Source organism: Acidovorax sp. 69, assembly GCF_002797445.1.
In the GTDB taxonomy this organism is placed as follows: Bacteria; Pseudomonadota; Gammaproteobacteria; order Burkholderiales; family Burkholderiaceae_C; genus Acidovorax.
The window spans coordinates 761414-775110 of record NZ_PGEP01000001.1 but is presented as its reverse complement, the minus strand read 5'-3'; the positions used below and the strand labels follow the sequence as shown (position 1 = coordinate 775110).

At 64.1% G+C, this 13697-nt stretch carries 13 protein-coding genes; 6 read left to right on the top strand and 7 right to left on the bottom strand.

The annotated features are described in order from the left end of the window. Positions 1-205: 205 nt before the first annotated feature. Together CLU85_RS03605 and CLU85_RS03600 are read left to right on the top strand one after the other, a co-directional pair. Positions 206-1696, top strand: coding sequence for a flagellin (locus CLU85_RS03605; protein ID WP_100409084.1), 1491 nt, complete (start codon positions 206-208; stop codon positions 1694-1696). A 118-nt stretch (positions 1697-1814) separates the two neighbouring features. After that, the gene (locus CLU85_RS03600; RefSeq protein ID WP_100412358.1) at positions 1815-4028 is read left to right on the top strand and encodes an acetylglucosamine transferase; all 2214 of its coding nucleotides are present in this window, start codon (positions 1815-1817) and stop codon (positions 4026-4028) included. A gap of 34 nt (positions 4029-4062) precedes the next feature. Here CLU85_RS03600 and CLU85_RS03595 read toward each other — a convergent pair whose 3' ends face one another. The 7 genes from CLU85_RS03595 to rfbF are packed head-to-tail and all read right to left on the bottom strand — an operon-like array spanning position 4063 to position 10228. After that, positions 4063-4710 (bottom strand): hypothetical protein, encoded by a 648-nt coding sequence (locus CLU85_RS03595; protein ID WP_232727719.1) that lies wholly within the window; start codon positions 4708-4710, stop codon positions 4063-4065. Between the two features lie 35 nt (positions 4711-4745). Next, entirely contained in the window at positions 4746-5396 is a 651-nt protein-coding gene (locus tag CLU85_RS03590; RefSeq protein WP_100409083.1) for a GNAT family N-acetyltransferase, read from the bottom strand. Between the two features lie 16 nt (positions 5397-5412). After that, a complete protein-coding gene (locus CLU85_RS03585; protein WP_100409082.1) occupies positions 5413-6537 on the bottom strand; it encodes a DegT/DnrJ/EryC1/StrS aminotransferase family protein in 1125 nt (374 codons plus the stop codon). Between the two features lie 51 nt (positions 6538-6588). Further along, a complete protein-coding gene (locus CLU85_RS03580; protein ID WP_100409081.1) occupies positions 6589-7830 on the bottom strand; it encodes a class I SAM-dependent methyltransferase in 1242 nt (413 codons plus the stop codon). Next, the gene (locus CLU85_RS03575; protein WP_100409080.1) at positions 7827-8387 is read right to left on the bottom strand and encodes a dTDP-4-dehydrorhamnose 3,5-epimerase family protein; all 561 of its coding nucleotides are present in this window, start codon (positions 8385-8387) and stop codon (positions 7827-7829) included. The genes CLU85_RS03580 and CLU85_RS03575 overlap by 4 nt, the downstream gene beginning before the upstream one ends. After that, complete coding sequence (gene rfbG, locus CLU85_RS03570; RefSeq protein ID WP_100409079.1) at positions 8384-9451, bottom strand: CDP-glucose 4,6-dehydratase; 1068 nt, start codon at positions 9449-9451, stop codon at positions 8384-8386. Before rfbG ends, CLU85_RS03575 begins: the two co-directional genes overlap by 4 nt. Positions 9452-9457: 6 nt before the next feature. After that, positions 9458-10228, bottom strand: a complete 771-nt coding sequence (gene rfbF, locus CLU85_RS03565) for a glucose-1-phosphate cytidylyltransferase (protein WP_100412356.1) — start codon at positions 10226-10228, stop codon at positions 9458-9460. Positions 10229-10659: 431 nt separating this feature from the next. On the opposite strand from rfbF, the gene motA reads away from it, so the two are divergent. From motA to CLU85_RS03545, 4 genes are read left to right on the top strand one after another with little or no spacing between them, the layout of a single operon-like run. After that, positions 10660-11520 carry a flagellar motor stator protein MotA gene (gene motA / locus CLU85_RS03560; protein WP_100409078.1) on the top strand — a complete coding sequence of 287 codons (861 nt, stop codon included), beginning with the start codon at positions 10660-10662 and terminating at the stop codon, positions 11518-11520. Between the two features lie 36 nt (positions 11521-11556). Continuing rightward, positions 11557-12564: a flagellar motor protein MotB gene (gene motB / locus CLU85_RS03555; protein WP_232727718.1), complete on the top strand. Its 1008-nt coding sequence runs from the start codon at positions 11557-11559 to the stop codon at positions 12562-12564. After that, on the top strand, positions 12561-12947 hold the full coding sequence (cheY, locus tag CLU85_RS03550; protein WP_010466076.1) for a chemotaxis response regulator CheY: 387 nt from the start codon (positions 12561-12563) through the stop codon (positions 12945-12947). Before motB ends, cheY begins: the two co-directional genes overlap by 4 nt. A 4-nt stretch (positions 12948-12951) precedes the next feature. After that, a complete protein-coding gene (locus CLU85_RS03545; protein WP_100409077.1) occupies positions 12952-13572 on the top strand; it encodes a protein phosphatase CheZ in 621 nt (206 codons plus the stop codon). Positions 13573-13697 lie beyond the last annotated feature (125 nt).

Here is a 13697-nt window from a genome sequence, read left to right as displayed (position 1 = left end):
CTTACGGACCGTTGCAATTGTTTTCGGGTCGCCGCCGGAAAACTTGAGGGGCAAACGCACAAGTTGCACGACTTTTTTGCCGCTTATCTCCCCAACGGCCAAAAGCAGCATCTCCACAATTCATCCATCGTTCCCCCATTGACAGCCGGACGGGTGCGCTTGAACCGGCAAACAGATCCGTCTTGCGACGTTAAGGAGTTTCGCCATGGCAGCAACCATCAACACCAATATCAGCTCGCTGACTGCACAGCGTAATCTGGGCACCAGCCAGATGTCGCTCAATACAGCCATCCAGCGCCTGTCATCGGGCCTCCGTATCAACAGCGCCAAAGACGATGCCGCCGGCTTGGCCATCTCTGAGCGGTTTACCAGCCAGATCCGAGGCCTGAACCAAGCGGTTCGCAATGCGAACGACGGGATTTCACTGGCACAGGTGGCTGAAGGTGCGATGGGGTCGGCTGGCAATATCCTGCAGCGAGTCCGCGAATTGGCAGTGCAGTCGGCCAATGCCTCTAACAGCGCTGGTGACCGCCAGGCCCTACAGCAGGAAGTGGGTCAGCTGGTAGCAGAGCTGGACCGCATTTCGCAAACGACGGAATTCAACGGCCAGAAATTGCTGGACGGCACCTTTGGTACGCAGCAGTTCCAGGTCGGCGCCAATGCCAACCAGACCATCGTAGCGGCCACGGCCAACCTGCGCACCAGCGTCTACGGCAACAACCAGAACGTCGCCTCCAACGGCTCCGGCATCGGCGCACAAGCTGCCGTCAGCGGCACCACGCCCGTCTCCAACGGCGTGACCAGCGGCGCGGTGTCCATCAGCGGCTACCTGGGCACCGGCACCATGACTGTGGGATCGAACGCCACCGCCAAGGCCACGGCCGACCAGGTCAACTCCTTGCAATCCACGACCGGCGTCACCGCCACGGCCCGCACCGAAGTGCGCCTGGCTGGCATGGCATCGGCCGGCTCGTACTCGCTGACGCTCGAAGGCGACAACGTGGGCGCCGCCCGCACCGTGTCCTTCACGCTGACCTCCGCCACCGGCACCGACCGCCTGTCGCCCGCAGTGTCAGCCATCAACGAGCAATCGGCCAAGACAGGCATCAACGCCTCGCTGAGCTCGGACGGCACGCAGATCATCCTGACCAACGCCACCGGCAACGACATCGTGATCGGCGACACCCTGAACGCCAATGCGGCAGCGGTGACGGTGACGGGCTACGACGCTGCTGGCGCCAGCAACGGCACTGCGCAGACGCTGGCTGCCGACTCGACGGCTGAAAACGTCTCCACCGGTGGCTACATCACCCTGGACTCGGAAAAGTCGTTCGCCCTGACGTCGACCAGCAACCAGCTGGACAACGGCGGCTCGTCGCTGCACACGGTGGCCAACCTCGATGTGACCACCTTCACCAACGCGACCGACGCCTTGAAGACCGTGGACTCCGCACTGGCCTTCATCAGCGGCGAACGTGCCAAGCTCGGCGCCATGCAGTCGCGCTTTGAGACCAGCATTTCAAGCCTGCAGATCACGTCCGAGAACCTCTCGGCCTCGCGCTCGCGCATCCAGGATGCCGACTTCGCGGCCGAAACCGCCAACCTGTCGCGCGCCCAGATCCTGCAACAGGCTGGCACCGCCATGGTGGCCCAGGCCAACCAGATCCCGCAGGGCGTGCTCTCGCTGCTCAAGTAAGCCCCCCCCGCTGGTGGTGGAACGATGACGACGACAAAGGGGCCCCGACGGGCCCCTTTGCCTTTGTGCATGGCACACTGCCGCATTGAAGCCCCTTTGCCCGGAGATCGGCCACAACGTGCAACCCAAACACACCGAACAGGACGACGCCCGCCTGCGTGCGGCGCTCACCGCCGCTGACTGGCCCCTCCTCACCCGCCTGTGCCGCCAGACGCTGCGCAAGAACGGGCAGCACCTCACCGCACACCGGCTGCTCGGCTTCTCGCTGAACAAAGAGCGCAACTTCGATGCCGCGCTCAAGGCCTACAAGCAGGCGCGGATCTATTGGCCGGACGATGCCGAGCTGCTCGTCAACTACGCCAACATCCTGATCGAGCACGCCTACAACATCGATGCCCTGCCGCTGCTGGAGAAAGTGTGCGCCCTGCGCCCCCTGCAGGCCATTGCCTGGATCAAGCTGGCCGAGTGCTGCTACCTGATCAACCTGCACGACAAGGGCTTTGCCGCCAGCCAGGAAGCGGCCAAGCTGGCGGACACGCTCCACGACCAGGTGGCGGCCCTGATGCAAAGCGCCATCCACCGGCGCGAACTGGGCCAGGTGCGCGAGGCCGTGCAAGACTGCGAAAAAGCCATCGCGCTGCGCCCCAACGACCCGGGCAACTACACCAACAGGCTGCTGTTCATGCTGGCGGACCCCCAGGTGGATGCGTCCCAGCTGTCGGTGGCGGCGCGGCACTTCGGCAGCGTGTTCGAGCCCCCGCTGCGGCCTGAGTGGCCCAGTTTCGACGCGCACCGCGGCCCGCCGTGGCGGCGCCTGAAGATCGGGTTCCTGTCGCCTGACTTCCGGGTGCATGCGGTGATGTACTCGGTGGAGGGCCTGCTCGCACAGCTCGACCGCCGGCAGTTCGAGGTCTACGCCTTCTACCTGTTCCCTCGGTCCGACCATGTCTCGGACCGCGTAGAGCGCCATGTCGATCATTTCGTGCGGCTGGCCGGGTTCACGCCGGAGCAGCAGGCGAAGGCCATCCACGCTCACGACATCGACATCCTGATCGACCTGGCCGGCCACACCGGCAACAACGGGCTGCTGGCCCTGGCCCACAAGCCCGCGCCGGTGCAGGTGTCGTGGCTGGGGTTTCCGGCCACGACCGGCCTGGAGGCCGTGGACTACAAATTCTCCGACGAGATCACCGACCCGCCCGGGGCCGAGGCGCAGTACACCGAGCACCTGTACCGGCTGCCGACGCTGTTTGCGTGCTACCGGCCCATGAGTCGCAACCCCCTGTGGCGCTACCAGCCGCGCTACCAGGTGCGCACGTCGCCAGCGGTGAGCAACGGCTTCGTCACCTTCGGCAGCTGCAACAACCTGGGCAAGCTCACGGACGAGGTGCTGGCGCTGTGGGGCAAGATTCTTGCCGCCGTACCGCAGTCTCGCTTGCTGATCGAAGGCAAAAACCTGGACCGCCCCGAGTTCGCGCAGGCCTACCGCGACCGCTGCGAGCGGCTGGGCCTGCCCCCGGCGCGCGTAGACTTGGTGGCGCTCAGCCACGACAACCAGTACCTCACCTACCACCGCATCGACATTGCGCTGGACCCGTTTCCGCTGACGGGCGGCACCACCACCTTCGACGTGCTGTGGATGGGCGTGCCCATCGTCTCCATGGTGGGCGAGAGCTTTAAGAGCCGCATGGGGGTGGGCATGCTCACCTACCTGGGCCGCACCGAGTGGCTGGCCGAAACGCCCGACGACTACGTGCGCATCGCGGCGGGCCTGGCAGCTGATGTGCCAGCGCTCAACGACCTGCGGCTGAGCTTGCGCGGCGAGACGGAGAACTCGCCCCTGATGCGCGAGGACCTGTACAACCAGCTCTTCGGCGAGGGCCTGCGGGTGATGTGGCTGCAGTGGCTGGCCCGGGCCGAACACCCCGATGACCCCGAGGCGCAGGAGCAAGCCATCCAGGCCTGGGTGCAACAATACCCACAGGAATGGACGCAGCCCCCGGTGCCCGGCGTGGGCCTGAAGCCCGGCCAGCGGGTGAGCCTGCACGAAGCCCACCAGGTCCTGCAGGACCTGGTGGAAAAGGCCAAGGCAGCGCCGCCCGCACCGTCGGCCTCGCCCACCCCTGCTGGGGCACCGGCGCAAGCGGTCGTGGGCAGCCACTGGGTGGCCGTGACCGAGCTGGCAGAGCTGGTGCTCAGCGCCGTGCCGCACGACCCCGTGGCCCTGGCCTGCCTGGCCGAGGTGGAACATGCCCACGGACATACCGAGTTTGCCGTGACCTACCTGCAGCACGCCACGCAGGCGATGGGGATGGGCGTCGCGGGCGGCTGACGCGCGCAGTCCGGGACTGACGCGCGCCCGCGCGTCAGAGCCGGAAGATGTCCTGCAGGGCGTCGCGCCGGGTGGTTTTGAAGGTCACCTTGCCGGCCTCTGCCGGGTACACCGTGCAATGCCCCGGCGTGTCGGTGTTGACCAGGCTCGTGCCCTGCGAGAGCACCGTGGCGTCGCCCACCTGGCAGCCGCCGATGATGGCGGTGCCGGGGTACATCACGACACCCTGCCCCAGCACAGGCGCCACGCCGTGGTTCTTGCCCACGGTGGAGTTTTGGTAGATCACCAGGTAGTTGCCGTAGGTGGCCTTGGCAAAGACGACGCCGACGGAATGGCCGATGAAGAACACCGGCGGCATCTCGATCTCGTAGAACAGATCGATGCCGTTCAAGGCTTTGTTCAGCAAGAAGAGCCGCGTGGGTGTGTCTGCGTTGCCGGTGCTGCGCCAGATGGTGTGCGCCAGAAAGTAGAGAAAGCTGCAGTACTGCGTGGAGTGCAGAGGGTCGAAGCAGCCCTGGCGCCAGGGCCGCACGGCGTCGATGCAGATCTGCAGGCGAGCCAGCGCCTCGTCTAGGTGCGCGTCGATGTCGGGGCGCGGGTCGAAGTCATCAGGCAGGGCATTGCGCAATTGCTGCACCACATAGCGCAGTAACCGGTCGCGATCCATCCGCAAGATTTCCATGGTCGGATTCCCTCTATGCCTTGCGGCAGAACAACTCAGGCGTTGGGCAACTGCAGCTGCATATACACCAGGCTGGCAGGCGCACCCAGGGCACCCGGGTCTTCACTCCAGTCCACACCACCCGGTACGGTCGTGGCGACGATGGGTACGCGCTGGTACTCCTGAAAACCCACCTTGCGGTAGAACTCGACCGCCGGGTTGTCTGACCGCACCCGCACTGCCAGGGTCTGCAATCCCAGGGCGTCGCGTGCCCAGCGCATCAACGCCAGCAGCGAGGCCTTCATCAACCCCGGAGGCGACGCCCCCCCGCTCACGATGGCATCTGCCTCTCCATACCCACGCTGCCAGTCGATGAAGCCCAGACCCACATGCCCCACGCGCTCGCCAGCCAGCGTCTCGACCATGAACAGCATCTTGCCCGGGTTCTGATGCACCCCTGCGGCCAGCCAAGCTGCGGTGCGCTCGGGGGTGGAGACGAACTCGGTGAGGAAGGACTTGACGTGGCGGTTGCGCCAGTCGGTCAGCAATTGCACGTCGATGGCATCGGTGTGCCCGGGCACGGTGGCTATCGGCCGGACCACCGCTCTCAGCGGGTGCCCCACCGGCAGCAACAGCCCCGGCTGACCGGCGCGGGCAGTCTGCTTGATTGCAGCGAAAAGCTGCTGTCCAGGGGTTGGTGTATGCATGACCGCCCCTTGTTCTTCAGACTTGCTCGAAGTAGCGGCGCACCTGCTCGGCCACGGCGTCAACGGTCTCAAGCTCCATGCGCGAGTGCAGGGGCAACGAGAGAATCCCCTTACCCACGCTGTCCGTGACCGACAGATCCCCCGCCCTGCAGTCCTTCCACAACGAGAACCAGTGTCCCGGCTGCCAGTGGATGCCCGTGTCTGCGCCATTGGCCTTCAGGAAGTCGCGCAGCGCATCGCGGTGCTCGGCCGGCACGCGGATGTAGTACAGGAACGGGTTGACGTCGGCAAAGTCCGTCACCGGCGTGCGCACCTGCGCAATGCCTTTGAGCTTTTCGTTATACCGGCGCGATGCCGCCTGGCGGCTCGACTTGATCACGTCGAGCTTGCCCAGCTGCGCCAGGCCGATGGCCGCGTGCATGTTGAGCATGTGGTAGCGAAAGCCCACGCGCTCGACGTCGAACGTCCAGGCGCGCTTGTTCTGGTACATCACCTCGGCGGGCTGCTGCATACCCAGCAGGCGCAGCTCGTGCACACGGCGCAATTCCTCTTCGGTGCGCACGACGATGGTGCCGCCATCCAGGCAGGTCACGGTCTTGACCGGGTCGTGGCTGAAGACGCAAATGTCCGAGAAGCTCCCGACCATGCGCCCCTTGTAGCTGGAGCCGAACGAGTGGGCCGCGTCGTGGATGACGCGCAGCTTGTGGCGCTCGGCAAATGCAGCGATGTCCTCGTGGTTGCTGATGATGCAGTCGTAGTCCATCACGATGACGGCCTTGGTGCGCGGGCTCACCAGGGACTCGGCCTTGGCAAGGTCCAGCTCCAGCGTGTCGTCGGTGCAGTCGCAAAACACGATGTCCGCGCCCACCCAGGTGATGGCCTGGTAGTCGGCCGAGCAGTTGAATGCCGACACGATCACCTCGTCACCCGGACCCACGCCTGCGAGCAGCAGCGCGATGTGCAGGCCGGCAGTGCCCGTGCTGACGGCCGCCACGTGGCGGTCAGGCGCCTGCAGGATCTCCTTGACCTTCTTTTCAAAGCCGGACACGTAGCTGCCCATGCCGAGCCACCCCATCTCCAGCGATTCGCGGCTGGCATCGATTTCTTCTTGTTCGATCAGGGGTTTGAACATTGGGATCATGGCTGTCTCCTTTGTGGGTGGGTGTCAAATGAAGTGGTGGTTGCCAGGCAACTACCAGATGTCAAGGCGGGGAACGGCAGTGACGAATCGCCCGCCCCATTCGCGGATGTAGCCCAGCTGGGCGCTGACTTCGTCCCGCAGGTTCCAGGGCAGGATCAGCACGCGCTGGGGCCGGTGCGTGCGCAGGTGCGCCTCGCTCACCACCGGGATGCGGCTGCCGGGCAGGTACTGGTCCTGTTTGGCAGGGTTCTTGTCCACCGCGTACGGCAACAGGTCGGGCCGCACACCGGCGAAGTTGAGCAGGGTGTTGCCCTTGGCCGCAGCGCCGTAGGCGCCCACGGTGATGCCGTCGGCCTGGCATTGCAGCAAAAATGTGAGCAGCTCTCGCTTTACCCGTATGGCCTGGGCCTGGAAATCGCTGTAAAAACCGGCACCCAGCATGCCCGCCGCTGCCTCGGTGGCCAGCAGTTGCTGCACGCGCGCGGCGCCTTCCGCGCTGGCCTGGGGGCGGCCCACGGCGTCGGCACGGGCGGCAAGCACGCGCAGGCTGCCGCCGTGGGTGGGCAGCTCCTGCACGTCGATCACCACCAGGCCATTGGCCGCAAAGATGCGCTGCACTGCCGTGAGCGACAGATAGGAGTAGTGCTCGTGGTAAGCCGTGTCGAACTGGCAGCCCTCCACCATGCGCAGCAGGTGCGGGAACTCGAAGGTGGCCACGCCTTGGGGCTTGAGCAGGCGCGTGAAGCCGCCCACAAAGTCGTTGATGTCGGGCACATGGGCCAGCACGTTGTTGGCGGCGATCAGGTCGGCCTGGCGGTCGGCCGCTACCAGCTCGTCGGCCAGCGCCACGCCAAAGAACCGATCCACCACCTCAATGCCCTTGGCGCGGGCCGCCGCCGCCGTGCTGGCAGTGGGCTCCACGCCGTAGCAGGGGATGCCTGCGGCCTGCACGTACTGCAGCAGGTAGCCGTCGTTCGACGCGACCTCGACCACGCGGCTATCGGCGGTCAGGCCCAGCCGCTCGCGCATCGCTTCAACATAGGCGTTGGCATGGGCCAGCCAAGACGAGGAGAACGAGCTGAAATACGCGTAGTCGTCGGTGAACAGCGCCTCGCGCCCGGCGTGGTCCTCGGTCTGCACCAGCCAACAGGTTTCGCAGACCAAGAGGCGCAGCGGGAACCAGGTTTCGGGCGCGCGCAACGCGGCCTCGCTCAGGTAGGCATTGGACGGGGGCGCGCTGCCCAGGTCCAGAAACGGCAGTTGCAGCGGGCTGCCGCAGTGTCGGCACTTCACAGGCGCACTCCTTCGAATTCTTCGGTTAACCACGGCTGGCCCGCGTCGCGCGGCGACATCTGCCCTGCGGGCAGGGGCCAGGCAATGGCAAGCCGTGGGTCGAGCGGGTGCAGCCCCGCTTCGGCCGTTGGGGCATAGGCGGCTGAGTGGCAATACAGCAGCTCTGCATGGTCGGCAAGCGCCTGAAAGCCGTGGGCAAAACCGGGCGGGATGAGCAGCGCGTTGCCGTTGTCTGCGGATAAATGCTCGGCATGCCACTGCAAAAAGGTGGGCGAGCCCTGGCGCAGGTCCACGGCCACATCCCAGACCTCGCCACGCAGGCAGCTCACGAGTTTCATCTCGGCGTGCGGTGGCTTTTGGTAGTGCATGCCGCGCACGGTGCCTTTCAGCGCTGTGTAGCTGTGGTTGATCTGCGCGATGGGCGCTGCCCACCCAGCACCGGCCAGCTCCTCGGCGCAGAACATGCGGGCAAAAAAGCCGCGTTCGTCCACCAGGGGCTGACGCACCACACGGAAGAGCCCGGCTACAGGCAGCGGCGCCAGGGTCAGGCGGCTCATGGGCGCGCCTCCCAGGCGTCGATGTCGGCCAGGCACAGCGCGCGGGCGTCGGCGCCACCGTGTTGCTGGCGGTACCAGTTCATGGTGCGCGCCACGGCCGTGGTCAGCGCCCAGTGCGGGGCCACGCCCAGCGACTGACGGGCGTGGGCGGTTTCCAGCGCCAGCCAGCCTGCTTCGTGGGGGCCATCACTCTCGTTTTCATAGCTTGTAGCGCTTGATGGATAAGCGCTAGAGGCCAATTCGACCACATTTTTGACGGTAGCCGCCTCGTGCGGCAGCGGACCAAAGTTGTAGGCACCAGCCAGCGCGGGCGATTCCCACAGGCACTGGGCTAGGCGCAGGTAGGCGGCCAGCGGCTCCAGCACGTGCTGCCAGGGGCGCGTGGCCTGAGGGCGGCGGATGTGCAAGGTTGCGCCCTTCTCCCAGGCGCGCACAGCATCGGGCAGCAGGCGGTCTTGCGCCCAGTCACCGCCGCCAATCACGTTGCCCGCACGCGCGGTGGCCACGGCGATGCCCTGTGCGTCTAAAAAGGAATCTCGGTAGCTGGCCGTGACCAGCTCGGCGGCGGCCTTGCTGGCGCTGTAGGGGTCATGCCCGCCCAGGGCATCGTCTTCGCGGTAGGGGTAGGCCCATTCGTGGTTGCGGTAGACCTTGTCGGTGGTCACCACCACGGCCACGCGCACGCCGGCCAGCCCGCGCACGGCATCGAGTACATGGGCCGTGCCCATGACGTTGGTGGAAAAGGTGTCGAGCGGTGCCGCGTAGCCGGGCCGCACCAGCGCCTGCGCGGCCAGGTGCAGTACCACCTCGGGCCGGGCCGCGCGCACGCGCAGGGCCAGGGCCTGGGCGTTGCGGATGTCACAAAAATGGCTCTCGATATCCAGGCCTGACTGCGCCAACTGGGCCAGGGTGAACAGATTGGGTTCGGTGGCGGGCGGCAGTGATACGCCGGTCACCTGGGCGCCCAGGCGCTGCAGCCACAGGGCCAGCCACGCACCTTTGAAGCCGGTGTGGCCCGTGAGCAACACGCGCTTGCTGCGCCAGAATTCGGGGTCAGGACGCATGCTTTTCTACCAAGACTTCCATGGCGCCTGGCCGGTTTGCCACAGGTCTTCGAGCAGGTTCTTCTCGCGCAGCGTGTCCATGGGCTGCCAGAAGCCGGTGTGTTCAAAGGCGCGCAGCTGGCCGCTGGTGGCCAGGTTTGCCATGGGCTCCAGCTCCCAGCTGGTGGCGTCGCCATCGATCAGGTCGATCACCTCGGGCTGCAGCACAAAAAAACCGCCGTTGATCCAGCCGCCATCGCCACGGGGTTTTTCCTCGAACCCGGCCACGGTGTCGCCGTCACGGACCAGTGCGCCGTAGCGGCCGGGCGGCTGCACGGCCGTCACCGTGGCTTGGCGGCCGTGGGCGCGGTGGAAGGCGAACTGGGCCGCCATATCGAGGTCGGCCACGCCGTCGCCATAGGTAAAGCAGAAGGGCTCGCCCGCAGGCAAATATTCCTGCACCCGGCGCAGGCGCCCGCCGGTCATGGTGCTTTCGCCCGTGTCCACCAGGGTCACGCGCCAGGGTTCGGCGTGGCGGTGGTGCACTTCCATGCGGTTGTTGGCCATGTCGAAGGTCACGTCCGACATGTGCAGGAAGTAGTTGGCGAAATACTCTTTGATCACATAGCCCCGGTAACCCAGGCAGATGATGAAGTCGTTGACGCCATGGGCGGCATACATCTTCATGATGTGCCAAAGGATGGGCCGCCCACCGATCTCGATCATGGGCTTGGGACGCAGGTGCGACTCTTCCGAGATGCGGGTTCCCAGCCCCCCCGCGAGCAGTACGGCTTTCATGCCCGCAGCATAGTGCAGACGCACTGCATCAAAAGGTACTTTCACCGCAGAAATACAGCCCAAATGCGGAGATCGCCAAAGCCTCTGCGGGCGCGGCCCTCCAACCAACACCGACCGTTTGTCACAAGGATGGCAAAAACCATCCCGTGGATTCCAGCAGGCAGCCCTATGTAAAGACACCACCACCCGCAACCCAGAATCCATGGTGCGGGAGCCCGCAATAGGGAGGGCCCACCGTGCTACCGGCGCGCCCCCCGTCGTTGTTACGTCATTTCCCAGAGAAGCCGCGTGTTGTCGGCTCTCTTAAGACATTTCACACTCGGCAATCCGATACATTTACAGTAACCTTCGGTAAACCCGTTGCCTGCGTGCGGTCCTGTCGGATCGGACCCTCTGTTTTTGCCTCAGCTGCCGCCCAACACGTCTAAAGCATGTTCGTCATCATCGGTTACGTCGTCTGCCTAGGCTGCATCTTCGGTGTGTACATCATGCACGGGGGAAATATCAGCGTGATCTTGAAGGCACTGCCCTTCGAGATCGTCACCATCCTGGGTGGTGCGCTAGGCGCCTTCGTGGTGAACAACCAGCCCAAGGTGATCAAGGCCACCCTGGCAGCCCTGCCCATGGCGCTCAAGGGGTCCAAATACACCAAAGAGCGTTACATGGAACTGATGGCCATGCTCTATGACATCCTGCAGAAGGCCCGCAAGGAAGGGCTGATGGCGATTGAGAAAGATGTCGAGGCACCGCACGAATCCGAGATCTTCAAGAAATATCCCACTGTCGGTAGCGACCACCACGTGATCGAATTCACCACCGACTACCTGCGCATGATGGTGTCGGGGAATCTGAACTCGCACGAAATAGAAGCGCTGATGGACAGCGAGATCGACACCCACCACCAAGAAGCGCACGCCCCTGTGGCAGCCCTGGCCCGCTTGGCAGGCGCCCTGCCCGCCTTCGGGATTGTGGCAGCCGTGCTGGGCGTGGTGAACACCATGGGCTCGGTGGGCCAGCCGCCGTCCGTGCTGGGCGGCATGATCGGCTCAGCGCTGGTGGGTACGTTCCTGGGGATTCTGTTGGCCTACGGCGTGGTCGAGCCTCTGGGCGGCCTGGTCGAACAAAAGACCGAGGACGCAGCCAAGGAGTTGCAGTGCATCAAATCCACTCTGCTGGCCAGTATGCAGGGCTACAACCCGGCCACAGCCATCGAGTTTGGCCGCAAGGTGCTTTTCTCCAACGTCCGCCCCAGCTTTTCAGAGCTGGAAGGACACGTCAAGGGCAAAAAATAGCGGCGCAGGCCCGCCTAAACAACCGCCCATAACGCCATGGCAGAAAAGAAACTCCAGCCCATCATCATTAAGCGCATCAAGAAAGGCGGCCATGCGGTGCATGGTGGCGCGTGGAAGATCGCGTATGCCGACTTTGTGACGGCCATGATGGCGTTTTTCCTGCTGATGTGGCTGCTGGGCTCCACAGCCAAGGGGGAGTTGCAGGGGATTGCCGCGTATTTTTCGTCTCCGCTAAAGGTTGCCATGACGGGCGGCGACGGGGCTGGCAACAGCTCCAGCGTGATTCCAGGCGGGGGAAATGATCTGGCCAAGGTGCATGGCCAAGTGCGGCGCTCCGATGTGGAAGAGGCCAAGCAACGCCGGATGAGCATTGATGCCGCCAGGGCCGAACGCGCAAAACAGGACCAGGACCGCATCAAGGCTCTGGAGGCCAAGATCGATGCGCTCATCACAGAAAATCCACGTCTGAACGAATACAAGTCACAGATCCGCATCGACATTACGCCCGATGGCCTGCAGATTCAGATCATCGATGACCAGAACAGACCCATGTTCGACAGCGGAAGTGCGTTGGTAAAACCCTACATGCGCGACATCCTGCGGGAAATCGGCGCGGCGCTGGGTGGCGTCGAAAATCGCATCAGCCTGGCAGGTCACACCGACGCAGTGCCCTATGGCAACAGCGAGCGGGGCTACAGTAACTGGGAGCTATCGGCCGACCGCGCCAACGCCACGCGCCGGGAGCTGGTCTCAGCAGGGATGCCAGACGCTAAACTGGGCCGTGTGGTGGGTTTGGCAGCCAGCGATCTGCTGGAGCCCAACAACCCGCGCGCACCCGCCAATCGGCGCATCACCATCACGGTGCTGACCCGAGAGGCCGAAGAACGACTCATGGGCAAAGGGATCCCCGAAATCACTTCCACAGAACTGTTGAATGAAAAGCGGGAAAATCCCCCCCAAGCAGGTAACAGTTACGACTTGTCACCAAACCTGCCTCCCATGACAATACTTACAGCTATTTCCGACCGAAAGGGTCCCAAGTGACCACAGCCCTTCGTTTTTTGATCGTTGACGACTTCTCCACCATGCGGCGCATTGTGCGCAATCTGCTCAAAGAAAGCGGGTTTGCCGATGCCGACGAGGCCGAAGATGGGGTGGCCGCACTCAACAAGCTGCGCAACAGCAAGTTCGACTTTGTGGTGACCGACATCAACATGCCCAACATGAACGGCTTCCAGTTGTTGGCCGAGATCAAAAAGGACGACAAACTCAAACACCTGCCCGTTCTGATGGTGACAGCCGAAGCACGCAAGGAAGACATCGTGGCAGCAGCCCAAGGTGGCGCTGCAGGCTATATCGTCAAACCCTTCACCAAGGCAACGCTCGAAGAGAAAGTGACCTTGATTCTGAAGAAGATGGGGTTATGACACCATGGACGACACACCGGACAACAGCCAGCCTGCCGATGTTCACCACAAAATCGGCCAGCTGACCCGCCAGCTGCATGACTCGCTGAATGAGCTGGGCTATGCAGACAAGCTGCGTGGCTCCATGGGTGAACTGCCCGATGCACAGAGCCGGCTGTCCTACATCGCCCGCCTGACCGGAGAAGCCGCAGAGAAGGTGCTCAACCGCGTGGAACAGGCCAAAGCGCAGCATGACTTCATCGCCACAGAAACCCGCCGCGTCGTGACTTCGTTGGTCAAGGATCCCGTGGCAGCCGTGGCGAAGGGGGAAATCATGAATTTCCTCACCGATGTAGAGCGTGTGACCAAAGAAGCGGATACCCATCTGACCGAGATCATGATGGCCCAGGACTTCCATGACCTGACCGGTCAGGTGATTGCGCGCGTGGTGAATCTCGCGGCGACCATTGAGGAACAGCTCGTTCAGTTGCTCATCCAGACAGCACCCCCCAATGTACAGGTGCCTGTGGCGATTGAGGCCCCGCGCGGTCATCTGCAAGGGCCGGTGGTGGACCCCGAAAACACCACAGACGTGGTCACCGACCAGTCACAGGTCGACGACCTGCTGGCCAGCCTGGGATTCTGACAACAGGCACAGCGGCCATCTGGCCGCACTGAGGCCAGTGTCTCCGGTCTGGAAAAGAGGGGGCTGCGGCCCCTTTATCCACCTTTAGATTTCCAGGTCGCTCACGACAATGGCATGACACCAGC

Bases quoted from the DNA above. Each gene is read 5' to 3' on its own strand.
- rfbG (WP_100409079.1), bottom strand. From the start codon at position 9,451: ATGCGTCCTGACCCCGAATTCTGGCGCAGCAAGCGCGTGTTGCTCACG.
- CLU85_RS03605 (WP_100409084.1), top strand. From the start codon at position 206: ATGGCAGCAACCATCAACACCAATATCAGCTCGCTGACTGCACAGCGT.
- CLU85_RS03590 (WP_100409083.1), bottom strand. From the start codon at position 5,396: ATGCATACACCAACCCCTGGACAGCAGCTTTTCGCTGCAATCAAGCAG.
- CLU85_RS03595 (WP_232727719.1), bottom strand. From the start codon at position 4,710: ATGGAAATCTTGCGGATGGATCGCGACCGGTTACTGCGCTATGTGGTG.
- motA (WP_100409078.1), top strand. From the start codon at position 10,660: ATGTTCGTCATCATCGGTTACGTCGTCTGCCTAGGCTGCATCTTCGGT.
- CLU85_RS03545 (WP_100409077.1), top strand. From the start codon at position 12,952: ATGGACGACACACCGGACAACAGCCAGCCTGCCGATGTTCACCACAAA.
- CLU85_RS03575 (WP_100409080.1), bottom strand. From the start codon at position 8,387: ATGAGCCGCCTGACCCTGGCGCCGCTGCCTGTAGCCGGGCTCTTCCGT.
- motB (WP_232727718.1), top strand. From the start codon at position 11,557: ATGGCAGAAAAGAAACTCCAGCCCATCATCATTAAGCGCATCAAGAAA.
- rfbF (WP_100412356.1), bottom strand. From the start codon at position 10,228: ATGAAAGCCGTACTGCTCGCGGGGGGGCTGGGAACCCGCATCTCGGAA.
- CLU85_RS03585 (WP_100409082.1), bottom strand. From the start codon at position 6,537: ATGATCCCAATGTTCAAACCCCTGATCGAACAAGAAGAAATCGATGCC.